This is a genomic window from Micromonospora sp. NPDC050187, assembly GCF_044459745.1.
Classification (GTDB): domain Bacteria; phylum Actinomycetota; class Actinomycetes; order Mycobacteriales; family Micromonosporaceae; genus Micromonospora.
This window is the reverse complement of sequence record NZ_JBITJH010000029.1, coordinates 43,760-63,604: the sequence shown is the minus strand read 5'-3', so window position 1 is coordinate 63,604 and position 19,845 is coordinate 43,760. Positions and strand designations below refer to the sequence as shown.

Here is a 19,845-nt window from a genome sequence, read left to right as displayed (position 1 = left end):
GCTCAACGGACGACCCCGGCAAACCCTGGGATGGCAGAATCCTGCCGAAGCACTCCACCAGCACCTCGTCGCAACAGCCACTTGAAACCGCCCGCACAACCTACGTCTGCTCTGCCCGAACTGCCACAGCCAGACGGCCACGTACGCCGGGTCGCGCCGCCCTCCCGCCGCCGCGCCCGACGTGGTTTACGATCCTGAGGCTGTCACGCCCACCGGTTACCCCATCGGCAGGCGCCTTCCCCGGCCGCCACAATGGTCGTGGAGGATGATGGTGTACGACATCAAGGGGCCGTAGCCCAACTGGCAGGAGGCATGCGGTTTAGGTCCGCAACAGTGCGGGTTCGAGTCCCGCCGGCCCTACTTCATCCACCTCGCCGATCGCCGCTGCGATCGGGTCCGCAGGCGCGCTGAGCCGTGTCGCCGCCGGCGCGCCTGCTGGTCGGCGTCGCCCTGACCGGAGCGCGCTCTCCCACCCGGGTGTCCCCGAGGACGTTCCGGTAGGGCCGGCGGACGGGCCAGCCGTCCGGACCGGGCATCAGGTCGCCGGATCGACCCGCACCGGGTCACCGACGCCGACCGGACCGGTCGACACCGGGACGAGGTGGAGTCCGAACAGGACCTTCCGGTCGATTCGGCGGTACCGGACCAGGGTGCGCAACGGTTCGGATTCGCGTATCCCGGTCTCCTGGTCGGTGGTGGTGACCACGCAGCGCTCGCACGGCCCGGCGGCGCGGAAGGTGGTCGCGCCGATGTGCAGGATCCGGCCGGCCCAGCCGTCCTCGGCCCAGGCCGGCGCACCCTCGACCACCACGTTGGGCCGGAACCGGGTCATCGGCACGGACGCCGCGTCCGCTTCGGCCAGCCAGCCGTTGAGCGCCTCCAGGGAGGCGGTGACGGTCAGCAACAGCGGGTAGGCGTCGGCGAAGCTGACCTGGTCGCCGGTGTCGTAGGTCCGCTCACCGGCGGCGATGTGCCGGGTGGGCCGGGCGAGCCAGGTCAGCCGGACCGGCTGGTCGAGGGCGGTGCTGAGCCAGGCGTCGGCGGCCGGACCGGCGGGGAACGCGTCGACCGGCAGTTTCCGGTGCCGGAAGGTGCGCACCGCGACCGGGGCGACGCCGGTCGGTTCCGGCACGTCCAGGTCGGGGCGGCCGGGGCCGCGCAGCACCAGCCCGCCGGGGCGGACGACCGGACGCAGGGTGGCCAGGACGGGATGCTGCCGCTGGGTGACCCCGATGCCGTCGGCGTCGACGATCATCCAGCGGCGGTCGCCGGCCAGGCCCCAGGGTTCGACCGGGACCGCGTCGTGGTCGAACCGGTGACACCCCTTGACCGGGTACGTGTGGACGGACGTCACCCTCATCGGGCGGGAACCTTCGACAGCCGGGTGTCGTGCCGGGCGACCCGGGCCAGCCGCTCGGGGAGGGCGGTCACGGGAGCAGGCGGGGTCCGGGCGATGGCCCGACGAAGCTTGGTTGCGTCCACGCAAGGGTTGTACCACCCACCCCCGGGGCGAGCGCCAGCACGAGTTGCCGCCCCGGAGCCGGACGGGTGGTGTCCGACGGCGAGAAACCAGGCACGGCGGGACATCGATGCCGACCGTCACCTGCGGATCCGGTCCCGGCCGGACGGTTCCGGCGGTCGAGATCGGGATCGCAGTCGAGGTCCCTTGCCTACTGAAATATTTCTTGCATAGAGTCGCCGTGTGAATGAAACAGCCACCCTCGGGGTTGGGCCGAGCGACCGCCTGCTGGATCTCTTCCACGGCGTCCGGCTCACCCCGACCCAGCGCCGGATCGCGCACTGCCTGGTGCAGCACGCCGGCTCGGTGGCCTACCTCTCCGCCGCCGAGGTCGCCGAGCTGGCCGGGGTCAGCCAGCCGTCGGTGACGCGGTTCGCGGTCGCGCTCGGGCACGACGGCTACCCGGCGCTGCGCCGCCGGCTGCGTGAGCTGACCGGCCCCGGCACCACCGGCCCGTCCGCCGGCGAGAACGAGCTGCAACGCGCGGTACGGGCCGAGATCGACAACCTCGACCGGCTCGCCGCCCAGCTCGTCGACCGGGAACGGATCGCCGGGGTCGGCGCGCTGCTGGCGGCCAGTCGACCGCTGCCGGTGCTCGGCCTGCGCGCCGCCGCTCCGCTCGCCGCGTACTTCGCGTACTTCGCCGCGAAGGTGCACCCGGACGTGCGGGTGCTCGACACCGGCGGCAGCCTGCTCACCGACCGCCTCGAGCAGGCCGCCGTGGCCGGTGCGGACGCGCTGCTCGCCTTCGTCCTGCCCCGCTACCCCCGGGAGACCCTGGACGCGCTGCGCGCCGCCCGGGACGCCGGGCTCCGGGTCGTGGCGATCACCGACTCGCCGGTGAGCCCGGCGACCGAGCACGCCGACCTGGTGCTGCCCGCCGCCGTCGGCACCGACCTGGTCTTCGACCTGCACACCGCCCCGATGGCCCTGGCCATGGTGGTGCTCCAGGCGATCTGCGACGCCGCGCCGACCGACACGCAGGCCCGACTGGAGGCGTTCGAGGCGTCCGCCGCCCGCCGACAGTTGTTCCTCGGGTGAGAGGAGATCCGACGATGTACCAGCCCGTCCGTGCCGCTCGCGGCACCGAGCGCAGCGCCCGGGGGTGGCCGCAGGAGGCCGCCCTGCGGATGCTGATGAACAACCTCGACCCGGAGGTCGCCGAGCGCCCCGAGGACCTGGTGGTCTACGGCGGCACCGGAAAGGCCGCGCGGGACTGGCCGTCGTACCACGCGCTGGTGCGGACCCTCACCGACCTGCGCGACGACGAGACGATGCTGGTGCAGTCCGGCCGGCCGGTCGGCGTGCTGCGCACCCACGAGTGGGCGCCCCGGGTGCTGCTGGCCAACTCCAACCTGGTCGGCGACTGGGCCACCTGGCCGGAGTTCCGCCGGCTGGAGCAGCTCGGCCTGACCATGTACGGGCAGATGACCGCCGGCTCGTGGATCTACATCGGCACCCAGGGCATCCTCCAAGGCACCTACGAGACGTTCGCCGCCGTCGCCGCGAAGAGGTTCGGTGGCAGCCTGGCCGGGACGTTGACGCTCACCGCCGGCTGCGGCGGGATGGGCGGGGCGCAGCCCCTCGCGGTGACCATGAACGGCGGGGCCTGCCTGATCGTCGACGTGGACCGCTCCCGCCTGGACCGCCGGGCGCACGACCGCTACCTGGACGAGGTCGCCGACTCCCTGGACGACGCGGTCGAGCGGGTGCTCGCCGCGAAGCGCGACCGGCGGGCGCTCTCCGTCGGGGTGGTCGGCAACGCCGCCACCGTCTTCCCGGAGCTGCTGCGCCGAGGCGTCGAGATCGACATCGTCACCGACCAGACCAGCGCGCACGACCCGCTGTCGTACGTGCCGGAGGGGGTGGAGCCGGCCGACGCCCGGGACTACGCGGCGGCGAAGCCGGCCGAGTTCACCGACCGGGCCCGCGGCTCGATGGCGAGGCACGTCGAGGCGATGGTCGGGTTCCTCGACGCCGGGGCGGAGGTCTTCGACTACGGCAACTCGATCCGGGGCGAGGCGAAGCTCGGCGGGTACGAGCGCGCGTTCGACTTTCCCGGCTTCGTGCCGGCGTACATCCGGCCGCTGTTCTGCGAGGGGAAGGGCCCGTTCCGGTGGGCCGCGCTCTCCGGCGACCCGGCCGACATCGCCGCCACCGACCGGGCGATCCTCGACCTGTTCCCGGAGAACGAGTCGCTGGCCCGGTGGATGCGGATGGCCGGGGAGCGGGTCGCCTTCCAGGGCCTGCCGGCCCGTATCTGCTGGCTCGGCTACGGCGAACGCGACCGGGCCGGCGTCCGCTTCAACGAGATGGTCGCCTCCGGCGAACTCTCCGCCCCGGTGGTGATCGGCCGGGACCACCTGGACTGCGGCAGCGTGGCCAGCCCGTACCGGGAGACCGAGGCGATGGCCGACGGTTCCGACGCGGTCGCCGACTGGCCGCTACTCAACGCGCTGGTCAACACCGCCAGCGGGGCATCCTGGGTGTCCATCCACCACGGCGGCGGGGTCGGCATCGGCCGCAGCATCCACGCCGGCCAGGTCTGCGTCGCCGACGGCACCGCGCTGGCCGGGCAGAAGATCGAGCGGGTGCTCACCAACGACCCGGCGATGGGCGTCATCCGGCACGTCGACGCCGGCTACGACCACGCCCACGAGGTGGCTGCCCGAACCGGGGTGCGCGTCCCCATGGCCGAGCGGTAGGAGGGGCCCCTTGTTCATCAAAAACGCCCTGCAGGGGACCCCTGCTACCACCACCGCCGGCCGCTTCCGCGAGCTGTGGGACGAGATCGCGCCGATCGGGCGGGACGCGCGCACCGGCGGCTACCTGCGGTACGCGTTCGGCGAGCCGGAGCGGCAGTTGCGCGAGTGGTTCCGCAGGCAGGCCGAGCGACGGGGCATGCCGGTCACCGACGACGGCAACGGCAACCTCTTCGCCCGCTGGGGTGACCCGGAGGCCGGGGGCGCGGTGCTCACCGGCAGCCACTTCGACTCGGTGCCGCACGGCGGGGCGTACGACGGGCCGCTCGGCATCGTCAGCGCCTTCCTCGCCGTGGACGAGTTGCGGGCAGCCGGGGTCACGCCGGCGCGACCGGTCGTCATCGGCGCGTTCGTCGAGGAGGAGGGGGCCCGGTTCGGCGTACCGTGCCTGGGGTCGCGGCTGCTCACCGGGGCGCTCACGCCCGAGCGCGCGGCCGGGCTGCGCGACGCCGACGGGGTCAGCTTCGCCGAGGCGCTCGGCGACCGCCCGGCCGGTACCCGGCCGGACCTGCTCGCCGGTTTCGCCGCCTTCGTCGAGCTGCACGTGGAGCAGGGACGGGCGATGGTCGACCGGGACGCGGCGGTCGGGGTGGCGACGGCGATCTGGCCGCACGGCCGCTGGCGGTTCGACGTCACCGGCGAGGGCAACCACGCCGGTACGACCCGGATGGCCGACCGCCGCGACCCGATGCTCACCTACGCGTTCACCGTGTTGGCGGCGAACAAGGAGGCCCGGTTGCGCGGCGCGCACGCCACCGTCGGCCGGGTGCGGGTCGAACCGAACGCCACCAACGCGATCCCGGCCCGGGTGACCGGCTGGCTGGACGCCCGCGCCGCCGAGGAGGGCACGCTCGCCGAACTGGTCGAGGCGGTGCGCGCCAAGGCGACCGAGCGGGCCCGCCGGGACGGCACGGAGGTCACCCTGACCGAGGAGTCGGCGACGCCGCTGGTCGGTTTCGACGCCGACCTGGGCAGGCGGCTGGCGGCGCTGCTGGACGCGCCGACGCTGCCCACCGCGGCCGGGCACGACGCCGGGGTGCTGGCCGGGCACGTACCTACCGCGATGCTCTTCGTCCGCAACCCGACCGGGGTGTCGCACTCCCCCGCCGAGACGGCCACCGACGCCGACTGCGCCGCCGGAGTGACCGCCCTGGCCCGGGTGCTGGCGGAGCTGGCCGCCCCGGCGGACCCGGCCGCCCCGGTCGAACCGGTCGACCACCGCCCGGCGGATCCCGGCCGCGCCACCCGTGCCGTCCACGACGGGACGGCGACGTGACCACCACCCGCTGGCTCGCCGAGTACGCCTGGCTGCCCGGCACGGCCGAACCGACCGCCGACGTGCTGATCGAGACCGTCGACGGCCGGATCACCACGGTCACCCCGCTGGCCGACCGGACCCCACCGACCGCCGGGGTCGAGGTGCTGGGCGACGCGGTACGCCTGCCCGGACTGACCCTGCCCGGCCTGGCGAACGCCCACTCGCACGCGTTCCACCGGGCGCTGCGCGGGCGGACCCACGGCGGTCGGGGCGACTTCTGGACCTGGCGGGACCTGATGTACACGGTCGCCGACCGGCTCGACCCGGACACCTACCTGGCCCTGGCCCGCGCCGTCTACGCCGAGCTGGCGCTGGCCGGCGTCACCTGCGTCGGCGAGTTCCACTACCTGCACCACCGCCCGGACGGCGGCCGGTACGCCGATCCGAACGCGATGGGCGCGGCCCTGGTCGAGGCCGCCGCGCAGGCCGGTATCCGGATCACCCTGCTGGACACCTGCTACCTGACCGCGACGGTGGACGGTCGGCCGCTGACCGGCCCGCAGCGTCGCTTCAGCGACGGGGACGCGGCCCGGTGGGCGGAACGGGTCGAGACGTTCGCCCCGGCCGGCACGCACGCCCGCGTCGGCGCGGCGGTGCACTCGGTCCGGGCGGTCCCTGCGGACGGGCTCGGCACGGTCGCGGAGTGGGCCCGGCGGCACGACGCGCCGCTGCACGTGCACCTCTCCGAGCAGCCCGCCGAGAACGACGCCTGCCGGGCGGTGCACGGACGCACCCCGGCCCGGCTGCTCGCCGACCACGGGGTCCTCGGCCCGGCCACCACGGCCGTGCACGCCACCCACCTGACCAGCGCCGACGTCGTCCTGCTCGGCGGCAGCGGCACCGGCGTCTGCCTCTGCCCGACCACCGAGCGGGACCTCGCCGACGGCATCGGGCCGGCCCGTCGGATGGCCGAGGCGGGCAGCCCGCTCAGCCTGGGCAGCGACAGTCACGCCGTGATCGACCTGTTCGAGGAAGCCCGCGCGGTCGAGTTGGACGAGCGGCTGCGCACCCGGCAGCGCGGCCACTTCACCCCGGCTGCGTTGCACGACGCGGCGACCGTGACCGGGCACGCCGCGCTGGGCTGGACCGACGCGGGACGGATCGCCCCGGGCGGGCGGGCCGACCTGGTCACCGTCCGGCTGGACAGCGCACGGACGGCCGGCGTACCCCCGGTGGGGGTGTTCTTCGCGGCGACCGCGGCCGACGTCACCCAGGTCGTCGTGGACGGCCGGGTGGTGGTCCGGGACGGCCGGCACACCACCATCGACGTGCCCGCCGAACTGACCGCCGCGATCCAGGCGGTGGTGACCTCCTCATGAGCAGCCTGCTGATCGACAACATCGGGGAGCTGGTCACCAACGTGGCCGGCACCGGGGAGGGTGGTCGGCTCGGCATCCGCCGCGACGCGGCGATCCTGGTCGAGGAGGACCGCGTCGCCTGGCTCGGCCCGGCCCGGTACGCCCCGGCCGCCGCCCGACGGATCGACGCCGACGGCGCGGCGGTGCTGCCCGGCTTCGTGGACAGCCACGCCCACCTGGTCTTCGCCGGGGACCGGGCCGCCGAGTTCGCCGCCCGGATGGCGGGGCAGCCGTACACCGGGGGCGGCATCCGGACCACGGTCGCGGCCACCCGGGCCGCCTCCGACGACACGCTGCGCGGCACGGTGCGCCGGCTCCGCGCGGAGGCGCTGCGCCAGGGCACCACCACCATCGAGATCAAGAGCGGGTACGGCCTGAACGTCGCCGACGAGGCCCGCTCGCTGCGGATCGCCGCCGAGGTGACCGGGGAGACCACCTTCCTCGGCGCGCACGTCGTCCCCACCGAGTACGCCGACCGCCCGGACGACTACGTCGGGCTGGTCTGCGGGCCGATGCTGCACGCCGCCGCCCCGTACGCGAAGTGGGTCGACGTGTTCTGCGAGCGGGGCGCGTTCGACGCCGACCACGCCCGCGCGATCCTCACCTGCGGGCAGGCCGCCGGCCTCGGGGTGCGGCTGCACGCCAACCAGCTCGGCCCCGGCCCGGGGGTCCGGCTCGCGGTGGAACTCGGCGCGGCCAGCGCCGACCACTGCACCCACCTGGACGACGCCGACGTGGACGCGTTGGCCGGATCGGCCACGGTGGCCACGCTGCTGCCCGGCGCGGAGTTCTCCACCCGGTCGCCGTACCCGGACGCACGCCGGCTGCTCGACGCCCGGGTCACCGTGGCGCTGGCGACCGACTGCAACCCCGGTTCGTCGTACACGTCGTCGATGCCGTTCTGCGTGGCGCTCGCCGTACGCGAGATGGGCATGACCCCGGCAGAGGCGGTCTGGGCCGCGACCGCCGGTGGCGCGCGGGCGTTGCGCCGCGACGACGTGGGCGTCCTCGCCCCCGGGGCGCGGGCCGACCTGATGATCCTCGACGCCCCGTCCCACCTGCACCTGGCCTACCGGCCGGGAGTTCCCCTGATCCGCCAGGTCCTGCACAACGGAGTTCCGCGATGAGCAAGCAACACCCTCGCCCGCACCAGCCCCGACGTCCCGGCGACCGTGGCGGGGTGACGTCATGAGCGTGGTGACCGTCCAGCCCACCGGCGTCTCCCCCGCCGACGTGCTCGCCGTGGCCCGGGGCACCGCGAAGGTCGTCCTCGATCCGGCCACCGTGGACGCGATGTCCACGAGCCGGGCGATCGTGGACGGCATCGAGGCCTCCGGCCGCCCGGTCTACGGCGTGTCGACCGGGTTCGGCGCGCTGGCCAACACGTTCGTCGCGCCGGAGCGGCGGGCCGAGCTCCAGCACGCGCTGATCCGTTCGCACGCCGCCGGGGTCGGTGCGCCGATGCCCCGCGAGGTGGTGCGGGCGATGATGCTGCTGCGGGTACGCTCGCTGGCCCTGGGCCGCTCCGGGGTCCGGCCGCTGGTCGCCGAGGCCTTGGTCGACCTGCTCAACCACGACGTCACGCCGTGGGTGCCCGAGCACGGTTCGCTCGGCGCCTCGGGTGACCTCGCCCCGCTGGCGCACTGCGCGCTGGTGCTGCTCGGCGAGGGGTGGGTGCTCGGCCCGGACGGTGCGCGGCTCCCCGCCGCCGACGCGCTGCGCCGGGCCGGACTGGCCCCGGTGGCGCTGGCCGCCAAGGAGGGGCTGGCGCTGATCAACGGCACCGATGGAATGCTCGGCATGCTGCTGCTGGCCGTCCACGACGCCGCCCACCTGTTCACCATGGCCGACGTGACCGCCGCGCTGGCGATCGAGGCGATGCTCGGCTCGGAACGGCCGTTCCTGTCCGAGCTGCACACCATCCGCCCGCACCCCGGGCAGGCGACCTCGGCGGCGAACATCCACCGGCTGCTCCAGGACTCGCCGGTGATGGACTCGCACCGCGACGACCTGGCGCACGCGGTGCAGGACGCGTACTCGATGCGCTGCGCGCCGCAGGTGGCCGGGGCGGCCCGGGACACGCTCGCCTTCGTCGAGCAGGTCGCCGCCCGGGAGCTGGTGTCCGTGGTGGACAACCCGGTGGTGCTGCCGGACGGCCGGGTCGAGTCGACCGGCAACTTCCACGGCGCGCCGCTGGGCTTCGCCGCCGACTTCCTCGCCATCGCCGCGTCCGAGGTGGGTGCCATCGCCGAACGCCGGGTGGACCGGCTGCTCGACGTGACCCGTTCCCGGGAACTGCCGGCGTTCCTCTCCCCCGACGCCGGGGTGAACTCGGGGCTGATGATCGCCCAGTACACGGCCGCCGGCATCGTCGCGGAGAACCGCCGGCTGGCCGCCCCCGCCTCGGTGGACTCGCTGCCGACCAGCGGCATGCAGGAGGACCACGTCTCGATGGGCTGGGCGGCCACCAAGAAGCTGCGCACGGTGCTGGACAACCTGACCAGCCTGCTCGCGGTGGAACTGCTCGCCGGGGTACGCGGGCTGCAACTGCGCGCCCCGCTCACCCCGTCCCCGGCCGGTCGGGCGGCGATCGCGGCGCTGGGCGGGATCGCCGGGGAGCCCGGCCCGGACGTCTTCCTCGCTCCGGTGATGGAGGCGGCCCGGGAGATCGTCCGGGGCCCGGAGCTGCGCACCGCGATCGAGCGGGAACTGGGTCGGTTGGGCTGAGCGGCGGCCGGCTCAGCGGGTGCCGAGCAGGGCGACGGTGATCAGGACGGGCACCGCGCCCACGGTCGACAGGAGTACCGCGTCCCGGGCCAGCACGACCCCCCGGCCGTAGCGGACCGCGTAGACGAAGACGTTCTGGGCCGTCGGCAGGGCGGCGGTGATCGTGCAGGCCAGCACCACCGGCTGCGGCAGCCCCAACACGAACCGGGCCACCAGGTACGCCACCACCGGCTGGACCACCGTCTTGAGGAGGACGGCGAGCCGGACGTCCCGCCCGTTCTCCCCCGATCCGGGCGCCGGGGCGCCGTGCAGCGACAGCCCGTACGCGAGCAGAGCGGCGGGCACCGCCATCGCCGCGACGAGTTCCACCGGTCGCAGCACCGGTTCCGGCGGCAGCCAGCCGGTCAGCGCGCAGGCCACGCCGAGCGCGCAGGCCACGGTGACCGGGTTCGCCAGCGGCTGCACCACCACGTGGGCCAGCGACCGCCGGGTACCGGTCGCCGTCTCCAACACGGCGAAGGCGACCGGTGCCATCACGACGAGCTGGAACATCATCACCGGCGCGACCACCGAGGCGTCGTCGAGGACGTACACGGCGATCGGGATGCCGATGTTCGCCGCGTTCACGTACGACGAGGCGAGCGCACCGATGGTGACCTCCGGCACGGGCCGGCGCCACCAGAGCCCGGCGACGGCCGCGAACACGACCGCCACCACGGCGGTGCCCGCGACCGTGACGACCAGGGCCGAGGAGGCGACCGCGAGCACGTCGGAGCGGGCCATGGTCTGGAACAGCAGCGCCGGGGTGGCCACGAAGAACGCCACCCGGGAGAGGACGGTCGACGCGTCCGGGCCGAGGGTGCCGCGCCGGCCGAGCAGCCAGCCGACCGCGACGACGGCCACGATGACCGCGAAGCCCGTCAGGACACCCGGCACGTCGCCACTCTTCCTCCCACCGGCGTCCGAGCCCGGCGCCGGTGCCCGCCGACGGCGGACCGTTCGTCCTCGGCGGTCAGGGCGACGACGAACCAGACCGTCGACGGCGGCGGATCAGGCCGCTGGTGGGAGCACCTTGGCGACCAGCTTGGCCAGGTCCCGCAGGGCCTTGCCACGGTGGCTGACCGCGTCCTTCTCCTCCGGGGTCAGTTCGGCGTTGGTCCGGGTCTGCCCGTCGCCCAGGAAGATCGGGTCGTAGCCGAACCCGCCCTCGCCGCGCGGCGCACGCAGCAGCCGGCCGGCCTGGCGGCCGTCGACCAGGTGCTCCTTGCCGCCCGGCAGCACCAGCGCCACGGTGCAGACGAAGGCGGCCCCGCGGTGCTCGTCCGGCAGGTCGGCGATCTGGTCGAGGACCAGTTGCAGGTTGGCCTGGTCGTCGCCGTGCCGGCCGGCCCAGCGGGCGCTGAACACCCCGGGCATGCCGTTGAGGGCGTCCACCGCGATGCCGGAGTCGTCGGCGATGGTGGGCAGACCGGTGCGGCGGCAGCCCTCCCGTGCCTTGATCAGCGCGTTCTCGCCGAAGGTGAGGCCGGTCTCCGGCAGCTCGGGGTAGTCCTCGACGTCGTCGAGGCCGAGCAGCGCGACCCGGTGCGCGCCGAGCGCGCCGTCGAGGATCCGCTGGAGTTCGACCAGCTTCTTCCGGTTACGGGTCGCGAGCAGGATCTTGTTCACGCTGGACCACCTTTCGTCGCCGTCTGCGGGGCCCGGCGGCCCACTCCTCGCACGCTCACCGGCCGAGGGCCTCGCGCTGGGCCCCGGCCAGCTGCGTGCACCCGGCGACGGCCAGGTCGAGCAGGGCGTCGAGCTGGGACCGGGCGAAGACCCCGGACTCGCCGGTTCCCTGCACCTCGACGAAGTCTCCGGTGCCGGTGCACACCACGTTCATGTCGACCTCGGCGGTCACGTCCTCGTCGTAGGCGAGGTCCAGGCGGGGCTCACCGTCGATGATGCCGACGCTCACCGCGGCCACCGACCGGTGCATCACCTTCTCCGGCTTGCCGGCGAGCGCCTTGCGGCCGGAGAGCCAGGTGACGGCGTCGTGCAGGGCGACGTACGCGCCCGTGATCGCGGCGGTGCGGGTGCCCCCGTCGGCCTGGAGGACGTCGCAGTCGAGCACGATCGAGTTCTCGCCGAGTGCCTTCAGGTCGACGCAGGCGCGCAGGCTCCGGCCGACGAGCCGGGAGATCTCGTGGGTCCGCCCGCCGACGCGTCCCTTGACGCTCTCCCGGTCCGAGCGGGTGTGGGTGGCCCGGGGCAGCATCGCGTACTCGGCGGTCACCCAACCGAGCCCGGAGCCCTTGCGCCAGCGGGGCACCCCCTCGGTCACGCTGGCCGTGCAGAGCACCCGGGTGTTCCCGAACTCCACCAGGACCGAACCCTCCGGGTGGGTGCTCCAGCCCCGGGTCAGGGTCACCGGTCGGAGTTGATCGGGCTGCCGCCCGTCAGGTCGTGCCATGCAGGCACTCTATGCGGTGCCCTGATCGGACTCTCCCGGGGTCTCCCGCCCGCCGGACCGCGACCCGGGTCAGACCTCGTAGCGGGAGCCGGGGCGGACGACCTCCAGCGGGCCGGCGTACGAGGCACCGGCCGCCTCGACCGTCTGCGCCTCGCTGCCCCAGGCGGTGACCAGGTGGGTGAGCAGGAGCCGGCCGACACCGGCCTTGGTCGCCGCCTCGCCCGCCTCCCGGCCGGTCAGGTGCAGGTCCGGCGGGTTGTCCACGCCGTCGAGATAGCTGGCCTCGCAGAGGAAGACGTCGGCGTTCTGGGCGAGCCGCAGCAGGGACTCGCAGGGAGCGGTGTCCGAGGAGTAGCAGAGCACCCGGCCCTCGTGCTCCAGCCGGATCCCGTACGTCTCGACGGGGTGGTTCATCCGGTCCACGGTGACGGTGAACGGACCGATCGGGAAGGTGCCCGGCTCCAGGGCGTAGAACTGGTAGACGTCGTCCACGCCCTCCTCCTGATGCCCGTAGACGGCGTGCAGCCGTTCCGGGGCGCCGGCCGGGGCGTACACCGGCAGCGCCGGGTAGGGGCCGTCCGGCGCGTACCGGCGGACGACCACATAGGAGGCGGCGTCGAGGATGTGGTCGCAGTGCAGGTGGGACAGGACGATCGCGTCCGGCGCGTGCAGCCCGGCGTAGCGCTGGAGCGCGGAGAGCGAGCCGGTGCCGAAGTCGAGCAGCAGCCGGAAACCCTCGGCTTCCACGAGGTACGCCGAACAGGCGGACTCGGGGCCGGGAAAGCTGCCCGCGCAGCCCAGCACGGTCAATCTCATGCGGTCGCCCCGTCGCCACTGCCGGTAGTCGAACCGTCGAGACTCGTCCCGCCGATGATCTCTACCGACGCGTACGCCACGCTGCGCAGCCTACGCCGGACACGGCGGCGGCAAGAATGATCTGATGGAAGTTGTCGCGAACGTGACACCCCTCCATGTCTTCTCCGCCCCCTCCGTCACGCTTCTCGGAGCGGGCCGTTGCATACGGTGAAACCCGTCGACCGTCGGCGGGGGTGACGACGGGGCGGAACAGATCGTGCTGACCGAGACGGAGGACACCGGCCACGCGCCGCGGACCACGACGGACCCGGTCCGGCCCGGGACAGGGGCGGTGGCTCCGGACCGGGGCCCCGGGGCGGGCCCAAAGGTGGTTCCCGGCCCTGGCGGAGGCCGGGCCGTCGGGCCGGTCGACAGCCCGGGGGGCAGCCGGACGGCCCGACTCCGGCCGATGCCGGGCGGGCGGCACCGGGCGCCCCGACGGGCGGTCCCGGCCAGCAGCGGCCGGCTTCTGGTGATCTACGGCTGGGCCACCGGCCTGGGGGCGGTGGCCCTCGCTTCGGGGGTACGCGGTCTGGTGCTGGTGCTGGCCGGAACCGCCCCGCAGTGGTATCAGCCGACCGTTGCCGCCCTGGGTCTCGGCGGGATCGCCCTGGGCGGCGTCGCCCTGCACGCCCCCGCCCGCCTGGGGCTTCGGTGGGCCGCCCTCGGGTTGGCGAACCTGGCCGTCGGGGTGAGCGCGGGGCTCACCGCCAGCCTGTCGTGAGCCGACCGCCGACGCGGCCTCCCCCGCGCACGGCGAAGGCCGGTCTGCCGGACCGGGCACTTGTGGGCCTGCGCCAGGCAGACCCGCGACGGCCCGTGCGCCCGTCTCGGCCGGGGGCGGCCTGACGGTCCGGCCGGGACGGCTGACCGTCAGGCCCCGGAGACGGGACGGGCCGCCGGTCAGGCCCAGAGCTGGCCTTCGAGCGCCTCCTCGGCGTCGGCCAGGGTGCCGCCGTACGCGCCGGTGGAGAGGTACTTCCAGCCACCGTCAGCGACCACGAAGGCCACGTCGGCACGGCGGCCGTCCCGGACCGCCTCGTGCGCCACGGCGAGTACGGCGTGCAGGATCGCCCCGGTGGAGAAGCCGGCGAAGATCCCTTCCACCTCCACCAGCTGTCGGGTACGCAGCACCGCGTCCCGGGTGCCGACGGAGAAGCGCCGGGAGAGCACCGTCGCGTCGTACAGCTCCGGGACGTAGCCCTCGTCGATGTTGCGCAGACCGTAGACCAGCTCGCCGTAGCGGGGCTCCGCCGCGACGATCTGGATGCCCTCGACCTTCTCCCGGAGGTACCGCCCGGTGCCCATGAGCGTGCCGGTGGTGCCGAGACCCGCCACGAAGTGGGTGATCGTGGGCAGGTCGTGCAGCAGTTCCGGCCCGGTGGTCTCGTAGTGCGCCCGCGCGTTGGCCTCGTTGCCGTACTGGAAGAGCATCACCCAGTCGGGGTGTTCGGCGGCGATCTGCTTGGCCGTGGCGACCGCCTGGTTGGAACCGCCGGCCGCCGGCGAGAAGATGATCTCCGCGCCGTACATCCGGAGGAGCTGGACCCGCTCGGTCGAGACGTTCTCCGGCATCACGCAGACCAGGCGGTACCCGCGCAGCTTCGCCACCATGGCCAGCGAGATGCCGGTGTTGCCGCTGGTCGGCTCGAGGATGGTGTCCCCGGGGCGGAGCCGGCCGGCGCTCTCGGCCGCCTGGACCATGAACAGCGCCGCCCGGTCCTTGATGCTCCCGGTCGGATTCCGGTCCTCCAGCTTCGCCCAGAGCCGCACCGGCGGTGCCCCTTCGGGCACCGTCGGCGAGAGGCGCGGCAGCCCTACCAGGGGCGTTCCGCCGCAGGCGTCCAGGAGGCTGTCGTACCGCGCCACGGCGCGCGCCTCAGCGGGCGGCGACGGAGGTGTGGCGCACGCTGCCGTGCCCGCTGATCGCGGCCATGGCGGCGAAGCCCAGCGCGCCACCGGCCACGGCGGGCAGGATCGTCACCGTGTCGCCGTCGGAGAGCTTGGCGTCGAGCGCGCCGAGGAAGCGGACGTCCTCGTCGTTGACGTAGACGTTGACGAAGCGGTGCAGCGTGCCGGTCTCGGTGACCAGCCGGGCGCGCAGCCCGCCGTGCCGCGAGTCGAGGTCGGTGAGCAGGTCGGCCAGGGTGTCCCCGGCGCCCTCGACGACCTTCGCGCCGCCGGTGTAGCTGCGCAGGATGGTGGGAATGCGAACCTCGATGGCCATGATGTGGTAACTCCTCGTTCGGGTGTGGCTACGGTGACGGACGCAGGGGTGTGCCGGACGCTGAACTGCTCAGCGGTCGGAACACTCGTAGTCGACCGTCGCCGGGCTCTGCCCGAACATGTAGGACTGGACGGCGTGCGGGTCCACGGTGGCATCCCCGATCCGGACCTGCTCCTCGGTGACCACGCCGTCCACGATGCGGAAGGAGCGGATCTCCTCCGTGTCGGGGTCGCGGGTGGAGACGAGCAGGTAGTGGGCTCCCGGCTCACCGGCGAACGACACGTCCGTGCGGGACGGGTACGCCTCGGTCGCGGTGTGCGAGTGGTAGATGACGACCGGCTCCTCGTCGCGGTCGTCCATCTCGCGCCAGACCCGCAGCTGCTCCATCGAGTCGAACTCGTAGAACGTCATCGAGCGGGCGGCGTTGTCCATCGGGATGTGCCGGGTCGGGGTGTCACTGCCGGCGGGGCCGGCGACGACACCGCACGCCTCGTCCGGGTGGTCCCGACGGGCATGCGCGACGATCGCGTCGACGATCGACCGGTCGATGCTCAGCACGCCTCCCAGCCTAGCGCCTGGCTCGACCGGACCGAAGGTGGCAGCCGTCACCCTCACCCCCACCCACCGGCCCGGTTTCCCCCACCGCCGGACCGGGGACGCTGTCGGAGGGGGGCGGGTGGCGCCGGGCATGCTGTCCGGTCAGCGGGACGACCCGCCCCGGCCGGTGGGAGCCGGCAGGGCAGATAACGAGGAGGACGACCATGCAGCACCGCCGCATCGGCCCGGTCGAGGTGAGCGCGATCGGACTCGGCGCGATGCCGATGTCGGTGACCGGACGCCCGGACACCGAACGTGCCGTCCGGACCATCCACGCCGCGCTCGACGCGGGCGTCACGCTCGTCGACACCGCCGACGCGTACGCGCTGGGCGCGGAGGACGTCGGGCACAACGAGTCGCTGATCGCCCGGGCGCTGGCCACGTACGGCGGGGACACCTCCGGGGTACTGGTGGCCACCAAGGGCGGGCACACCCGCCCGGGTGGCGACGCGTGGGCGCTGGACGGCTCGCCCGAGCACCTCCGGGCGGCCTGCGAGGCGTCGCTCACCCGGCTCGGGGTGGACGCGATCGGGCTCTACCAGTTCCACCGGCCCGACCCCGAAGTGCCGTACGCGGAGTCGATCGGCGCACTGCGGGAACTGGCCGACGCCGGCAAGATCCGGATGGCCGGCATCTCCAACGCCGACCCGGAGCAGATCCGCCAGGCCCGCCAGATCCTCGGCGGCCATCTGGTGTCCGTGCAGAACCAGTTCTCCCCCGCCTACCGGGACAGCGAGCCCGAGCTGCGCCTCTGCGCCGAACTCGGCTTGGCGTTCCTGCCCTGGTCGCCGCTGGGCGGGATCGGGCGGGCCGGCGGGCTCGGTGACCGGTTCGCGGTGTTCGCCCGGATCGCCGAGGAGCGCGGGGTGAGCCCGCAGCAGGTCTGCCTGGCCTGGCAGCTGGCCCTCGCCCCGGTGGTCGTGCCGATTCCCGGCGCGAGCCGGCCGGAGACGATCCGCGACTCGGCCGCCGCCGCAGACCTGGTCCTCGACGACCGGGAGATCGCCGCCCTGAACGCCACCGGCTGACCCGCCGACCCACGCATCACGCCACCGCCCCGCCCCGGCTGGCTGGCTGGCTGGCTGGAGGTGGTAGCAGGGGACCCCTGCTCATCAAAAGACGGCAGGAAGGGTCCCCTGCTACCACCTCAGCGGGGAGGGGCGGTCAGTCGATCAGGGCGTTGAGCAACGACTCCTGGAGGTAGCCGAGGTACGCGTAGACCGAGAGCTGGAAGACCCGGGTCGAGGACGGGTCGGCGGCGACGGCGTCGTCCAACTCCTCGCCGAGGTCGGTACCCTCCTTGACGCCGAGCCGGACCCCCATCGCCAGCCGGGCGTCGTTGAGCGCCCGCAGCCACGCCTCGGCCGCCTCGGCGTCCAGGCGCACCTCGCCACCCTCGTTGCCCGGCAGGGCGGCGAGGATCGCGCCGGCCTGGTCGATCTTGGCGGTCTTGAGGTCGCCCTCGGTGTACCGGCGGACCTCCGCGGAACTGGTCGGGTCGTCGGCGTAGACGTCGGGGAAGAGTCGCCCCACCACCGGGTCGCTGTGGTCGAAGCCGTCGGTGAGCAGGCCGACCACCTCGGAGGCGACCTTGCGCAGCACCCGGACCTCATCGACGGCGAAGGTGGCGACGTACCGGCCGCCCCGGCGACGGAACATGCTCACGAACGATCCACCGTCGCCCAGAGCCCGTACGCGTGCAGCTGCGACGCGTCGTGCTCCATCCGCTCCCGCGCGCCGGTGGAGACCACGGCCCGGCCCTTGTGGTGCACATCCAACATCAGTTGCTCGGCCTTCTCCCGGCTGTATCCGAAGAGCTTCTGGAAGACCCAGGTCACATACGTCATCAGGTTGACCGGGTCGTCCCACACGATCGTCACCCATGGCCGGTCCGAGACCGGCACCTCTTCGGTGCCCGGCGTCTCGACCGGAGCCACCTGTGGAGCCGCCATGACACCCATCGTGCCACCGGAATCCCGATTGCGATGAACCGGAAGGTCAGTGGGATCCGGATCGGTGCCCGGATCGGCCTCCGCCGACCCCCTTCCGCCAGCGGAAAACCCGCCCCACCGGCTCCACGCGACGGACCTGAAGCCGGACCGGACCGGCACGGGGCGGTCGAGCCCGGCGGGCACCGGGCGGTCGAGCCCGGCGGGCACCGGGCGGTCGAGCCCGGCGGGCACGGGGCGGACCGGCGTGGGGCACCGAACGGACGGCGACCGGAGAGCCGTCGCCTCGGCCCCACGTCGTCCCGGCATGGTCACCGAGCCGGTCAGGTGAGCAGAATGCCGTGGTCGACGGCGTCGGCGAGCACCACGCCCAGCGCCCGACGGGCCACCTCGACCCGGCGGGACACCTCGCGCTGCAACTCCCGGTCCAGCTCGCGCAGCACGTGCTGGAGCCAGGACCGCGCACCACCCTGGTCGGTGCCGCCCGGCCCCCAGAAGTGCAGGTAGCAACCACCGGCGACGGCCACCGCGACCGGCGGCAGGACGGCGGTGCGCGGTGCGCCGGGGTGCCCGTCGAGCGCGGCCAGCGCGCCGGCCCCGGTCACCTCGGTGAGGTCACCGGCACTGGTGACCAGCAGCACCCGCTCCAGGCTCCGGTCAGCCCGCTGCCCGGCCAGGACCGCCCGGACGGCGGCGCAGATCCGGCGGTACGTCGCGTCGTCCGGCCGCGCGCCGAAGACCTCCGTGCCGGTGTCGCGCACCATCCGCCCCACCGCCCGGTCGCACTCCACGGTCGCGAGCTGGGACAGGGCGTACACCTCCCGGTCGAGCAGGCGCGGCAGCCCGGCACAGCCGAGCCCGAAGACGATCTCCTGTGTGCCGCGCAGGTGGATGTGGGCCAGTTCGAGGCTGAGGTGTTGACGGATCCGCTGGACATGCGTACGGGCCTGCCGGTCGAGCCCGTCGGCCCAGTTCCGGCGGTGCGCGTCCGGCGCCACCGGCACGGTACGGTGCGGCCCGGCCGATGCGGCCGTGGCGAGCCGGCGCGGTCCCTCCTCAGCCGCCCAGGCGACCAGGGCCCGCCGCAGCGCCCGGACGTCGCCGGGGCGGAACGGGAACCAGGGTGCGGCGGCCAGCTCCGGAACGACCGCGAGCAGCGCAGTCCGCTGCGTCTGCACGGTCAGCCCGACCGGGTCGGACGACGGCGCACCGGCGACGGCAGGCTCCCCGCCGGACGCCTCCGTGCCGTCCGCCGGAGCCGCCGTCGCCGGTCCCGGTGCCGCCGAATCCGGTGCCATCGCGACCGGTGCCGTCGGATCCGCCGTCGCCGGTTCCGGAGCCACCGGAGCCGTCGCCGTCGGTGCGACACCGCCATGCCACCCCGTCGTTCCCGGGGTGACCACGAAGAAGACCGCGAGACCCGCCCGGGCGGCTTCGTTCAGAAGCTCCAGCTCCGCCCCGGTGAACACCTGGTCGGCGGAGACGACGACGAGCACCGCGCCGCCCCGGCCGACGGCCTCACGCAGCACCCGGGTCCCGGCGACCCCCAGCCCGTCGGTGTCCGGCGCACCGACCAGCGCCACGTGCCGCAGCAGCGGTGCGGGCAGGTGCAGCTCGACCCGGCGCGGTGGCCGGGGGAAGGCCGGTCCGGCGGCCAGCACGTCGATCGCGTAGGCGTGCGGCTGCCGGTAGCCGGGCACGAAGGCGACCCGGGTGGGCTCCGGGGCGTACCGGGCCACCAGGTAGCTGTCGTCGGGCATCGGCACGGTCGGCGGCGGCACGTCGAGCAGCGCGGCGAGCACGTCCCGCCGGGCCGCCCCGGCCGGACCGGTGGCGATCACGGCCAGCGGCTCGTCCGCCGCCACCCGGGACGTGGCGGCCTCCACCGGCTCGGCGCACCGCTGGTCCGAAGAACCGGCCGGGGCGTCCGGAGCCGCCGGTGCGTCGAGGCCGTCCGCCGGACGGCCGTCGCCGTCGTCGATGTCCGCACCACCCGTCCCGTCCGGCACGCCGTCGCCCCGCCAAGGACATGGCGTCATCGCGGACGGCCCCCTGGCGAGTCTGGCCGGCGAGACACGCCG

The 19,845-nt window shown here is 74.2% G+C and carries 19 protein-coding genes, 1 tRNA gene and 1 pseudogene; 9 read left to right on the top strand and 12 right to left on the bottom strand.

What is annotated here, in order from left to right:
* The first annotated feature begins 285 nt into the window (after positions 1-285).
* Positions 286-360, top strand: a tRNA-Leu gene (locus ACIBJE_RS28900).
* Positions 361-535: 175 nt separating this feature from the next.
* Here ACIBJE_RS28900 and ACIBJE_RS28895 read toward each other — a convergent pair.
* Positions 536-1,360, bottom strand: a complete 825-nt coding sequence (locus tag ACIBJE_RS28895; RefSeq protein ID WP_396753434.1) for an MOSC domain-containing protein — start codon at positions 1,358-1,360, stop codon at positions 536-538.
* The gene (locus ACIBJE_RS28890; RefSeq protein WP_396753433.1) at positions 1,357-1,482 is read right to left on the bottom strand and encodes a hypothetical protein; all 126 of its coding nucleotides are present in this window, start codon (positions 1,480-1,482) and stop codon (positions 1,357-1,359) included. The genes ACIBJE_RS28895 and ACIBJE_RS28890 overlap by 4 nt, the downstream gene beginning before the upstream one ends.
* Positions 1,483-1,702: 220 nt before the next feature.
* On the opposite strand from ACIBJE_RS28890, the gene ACIBJE_RS28885 reads away from it, so the two are divergent.
* The 6 genes and pseudogenes from ACIBJE_RS28885 to hutH all read left to right on the top strand — a co-directional run bounded on the left by ACIBJE_RS28885 (position 1,703) and on the right by hutH (position 9,684).
* A complete protein-coding gene (locus ACIBJE_RS28885; RefSeq protein ID WP_396753432.1) occupies positions 1,703-2,560 on the top strand; it encodes a MurR/RpiR family transcriptional regulator in 858 nt (285 codons plus the stop codon).
* Positions 2,561-2,574: 14 nt separating this feature from the next.
* The gene (hutU, locus tag ACIBJE_RS28880; protein ID WP_396753431.1) at positions 2,575-4,224 is read left to right on the top strand and encodes a urocanate hydratase; all 1,650 of its coding nucleotides are present in this window, start codon (positions 2,575-2,577) and stop codon (positions 4,222-4,224) included.
* A gap of 28 nt (positions 4,225-4,252) precedes the next feature.
* Positions 4,253-5,455: pseudogene (locus tag ACIBJE_RS28875) on the top strand (allantoate amidohydrolase); the annotation flags it as partial.
* A gap of 98 nt (positions 5,456-5,553) precedes the next feature.
* Complete coding sequence (locus ACIBJE_RS28870; RefSeq protein WP_396753430.1) at positions 5,554-6,918, top strand: formimidoylglutamate deiminase; 1,365 nt, start codon at positions 5,554-5,556, stop codon at positions 6,916-6,918.
* Positions 6,915-8,084 carry an imidazolonepropionase gene (hutI, locus tag ACIBJE_RS28865; RefSeq protein ID WP_396753429.1) on the top strand — a complete coding sequence of 390 codons (1,170 nt, stop codon included), beginning with the start codon at positions 6,915-6,917 and terminating at the stop codon, positions 8,082-8,084. Before ACIBJE_RS28870 ends, hutI begins: the two co-directional genes overlap by 4 nt.
* Before the next feature lie 61 nt (positions 8,085-8,145).
* Positions 8,146-9,684 (top strand): histidine ammonia-lyase, encoded by a 1,539-nt coding sequence (hutH, locus tag ACIBJE_RS28860; RefSeq protein ID WP_396753428.1) that lies wholly within the window; start codon positions 8,146-8,148, stop codon positions 9,682-9,684.
* Between the two features lie 12 nt (positions 9,685-9,696).
* Here hutH and ACIBJE_RS28855 read toward each other — a convergent pair whose 3' ends face one another.
* From ACIBJE_RS28855 to ACIBJE_RS28840, 4 genes are all read right to left on the bottom strand, one after another.
* Positions 9,697-10,620: an AEC family transporter gene (locus ACIBJE_RS28855; RefSeq protein WP_396753427.1), complete on the bottom strand. Its 924-nt coding sequence runs from the start codon at positions 10,618-10,620 to the stop codon at positions 9,697-9,699.
* Positions 10,621-10,734: 114 nt separating this feature from the next.
* A complete protein-coding gene (gene rdgB / locus ACIBJE_RS28850; RefSeq protein WP_396753426.1) occupies positions 10,735-11,352 on the bottom strand; it encodes an RdgB/HAM1 family non-canonical purine NTP pyrophosphatase in 618 nt (205 codons plus the stop codon).
* 55 nt (positions 11,353-11,407) lie between these two features.
* A complete protein-coding gene (gene rph / locus ACIBJE_RS28845; RefSeq protein WP_396753425.1) occupies positions 11,408-12,136 on the bottom strand; it encodes a ribonuclease PH in 729 nt (242 codons plus the stop codon).
* Between the two features lie 69 nt (positions 12,137-12,205).
* Positions 12,206-12,952, bottom strand: a complete 747-nt coding sequence (locus tag ACIBJE_RS28840) for an MBL fold metallo-hydrolase (RefSeq protein WP_396753424.1) — start codon at positions 12,950-12,952, stop codon at positions 12,206-12,208.
* 448 nt (positions 12,953-13,400) lie between these two features.
* Between ACIBJE_RS28840 and ACIBJE_RS28835 the strand changes: the two genes are divergently transcribed.
* Positions 13,401-13,715: a hypothetical protein gene (locus ACIBJE_RS28835; protein WP_396753423.1), complete on the top strand. Its 315-nt coding sequence runs from the start codon at positions 13,401-13,403 to the stop codon at positions 13,713-13,715.
* Between the two features lie 179 nt (positions 13,716-13,894).
* On the opposite strand, the gene ACIBJE_RS28830 is transcribed toward ACIBJE_RS28835, so the two are convergent.
* The 3 genes from ACIBJE_RS28830 to ACIBJE_RS28820 form a co-directional block, all read right to left on the bottom strand.
* On the bottom strand, positions 13,895-14,860 hold the full coding sequence (locus ACIBJE_RS28830) for a PLP-dependent cysteine synthase family protein (RefSeq protein ID WP_396753422.1): 966 nt from the start codon (positions 14,858-14,860) through the stop codon (positions 13,895-13,897).
* 10 nt (positions 14,861-14,870) lie between these two features.
* Positions 14,871-15,218, bottom strand: a complete 348-nt coding sequence (locus tag ACIBJE_RS28825) for a MoaD/ThiS family protein (protein ID WP_396753421.1) — start codon at positions 15,216-15,218, stop codon at positions 14,871-14,873.
* A 69-nt stretch (positions 15,219-15,287) separates the two neighbouring features.
* Positions 15,288-15,776, bottom strand: coding sequence for a Mov34/MPN/PAD-1 family protein (locus ACIBJE_RS28820; RefSeq protein WP_396753420.1), 489 nt, complete (start codon positions 15,774-15,776; stop codon positions 15,288-15,290).
* A gap of 203 nt (positions 15,777-15,979) precedes the next feature.
* Here ACIBJE_RS28820 and ACIBJE_RS28815 point away from each other — a divergent pair, with 203 nt between their 5' ends.
* Positions 15,980-16,843 (top strand): aldo/keto reductase, encoded by an 864-nt coding sequence (locus ACIBJE_RS28815; protein WP_396753419.1) that lies wholly within the window; start codon positions 15,980-15,982, stop codon positions 16,841-16,843.
* Between the two features lie 136 nt (positions 16,844-16,979).
* Here the strand turns inward: ACIBJE_RS28815 and ACIBJE_RS28810 are convergent, their stop codons facing one another.
* The 3 genes from ACIBJE_RS28810 to ACIBJE_RS28800 all read right to left on the bottom strand — a co-directional run bounded on the left by ACIBJE_RS28810 (position 16,980) and on the right by ACIBJE_RS28800 (position 19,803).
* Entirely contained in the window at positions 16,980-17,474 is a 495-nt protein-coding gene (locus tag ACIBJE_RS28810) for a DUF2017 domain-containing protein (RefSeq protein WP_396753437.1), read from the bottom strand.
* 2 nt (positions 17,475-17,476) lie between these two features.
* Positions 17,477-17,767: an ATP-dependent Clp protease adapter ClpS gene (gene clpS, locus ACIBJE_RS28805; RefSeq protein ID WP_088980400.1), complete on the bottom strand. Its 291-nt coding sequence runs from the start codon at positions 17,765-17,767 to the stop codon at positions 17,477-17,479.
* A 320-nt stretch (positions 17,768-18,087) separates the two neighbouring features.
* On the bottom strand, positions 18,088-19,803 hold the full coding sequence (locus tag ACIBJE_RS28800) for a hypothetical protein (RefSeq protein ID WP_396753418.1): 1,716 nt from the start codon (positions 19,801-19,803) through the stop codon (positions 18,088-18,090).
* Positions 19,804-19,845: the final 42 nt, after the last annotated feature.

Excerpts from the sequence above, each read along its gene's own strand:
- hutU (WP_396753431.1), top strand. The coding sequence starts at position 2,575 with ATGTACCAGCCCGTCCGTGCCGCTCGCGGCACCGAGCGCAGCGCCCGG.
- ACIBJE_RS28895 (WP_396753434.1), bottom strand. The coding sequence starts at position 1,360 with ATGAGGGTGACGTCCGTCCACACGTACCCGGTCAAGGGGTGTCACCGG.
- ACIBJE_RS28800 (WP_396753418.1), bottom strand. The coding sequence starts at position 19,803 with ATGACGCCATGTCCTTGGCGGGGCGACGGCGTGCCGGACGGGACGGGT.
- hutI (WP_396753429.1), top strand. The coding sequence starts at position 6,915 with ATGAGCAGCCTGCTGATCGACAACATCGGGGAGCTGGTCACCAACGTG.
- rph (WP_396753425.1), bottom strand. The coding sequence starts at position 12,136 with ATGGCACGACCTGACGGGCGGCAGCCCGATCAACTCCGACCGGTGACC.
- ACIBJE_RS28835 (WP_396753423.1), top strand. The coding sequence starts at position 13,401 with ATGCCGGGCGGGCGGCACCGGGCGCCCCGACGGGCGGTCCCGGCCAGC.
- ACIBJE_RS28810 (WP_396753437.1), bottom strand. The coding sequence starts at position 17,474 with ATGTTCCGTCGCCGGGGCGGCCGGTACGTCGCCACCTTCGCCGTCGAT.
- ACIBJE_RS28825 (WP_396753421.1), bottom strand. The coding sequence starts at position 15,218 with ATGGCCATCGAGGTTCGCATTCCCACCATCCTGCGCAGCTACACCGGC.
- ACIBJE_RS28840 (WP_396753424.1), bottom strand. The coding sequence starts at position 12,952 with ATGAGATTGACCGTGCTGGGCTGCGCGGGCAGCTTTCCCGGCCCCGAG.
- clpS (WP_088980400.1), bottom strand. The coding sequence starts at position 17,767 with ATGGCGGCTCCACAGGTGGCTCCGGTCGAGACGCCGGGCACCGAAGAG.
- ACIBJE_RS28815 (WP_396753419.1), top strand. The coding sequence starts at position 15,980 with ATGCAGCACCGCCGCATCGGCCCGGTCGAGGTGAGCGCGATCGGACTC.
- hutH (WP_396753428.1), top strand. The coding sequence starts at position 8,146 with ATGAGCGTGGTGACCGTCCAGCCCACCGGCGTCTCCCCCGCCGACGTG.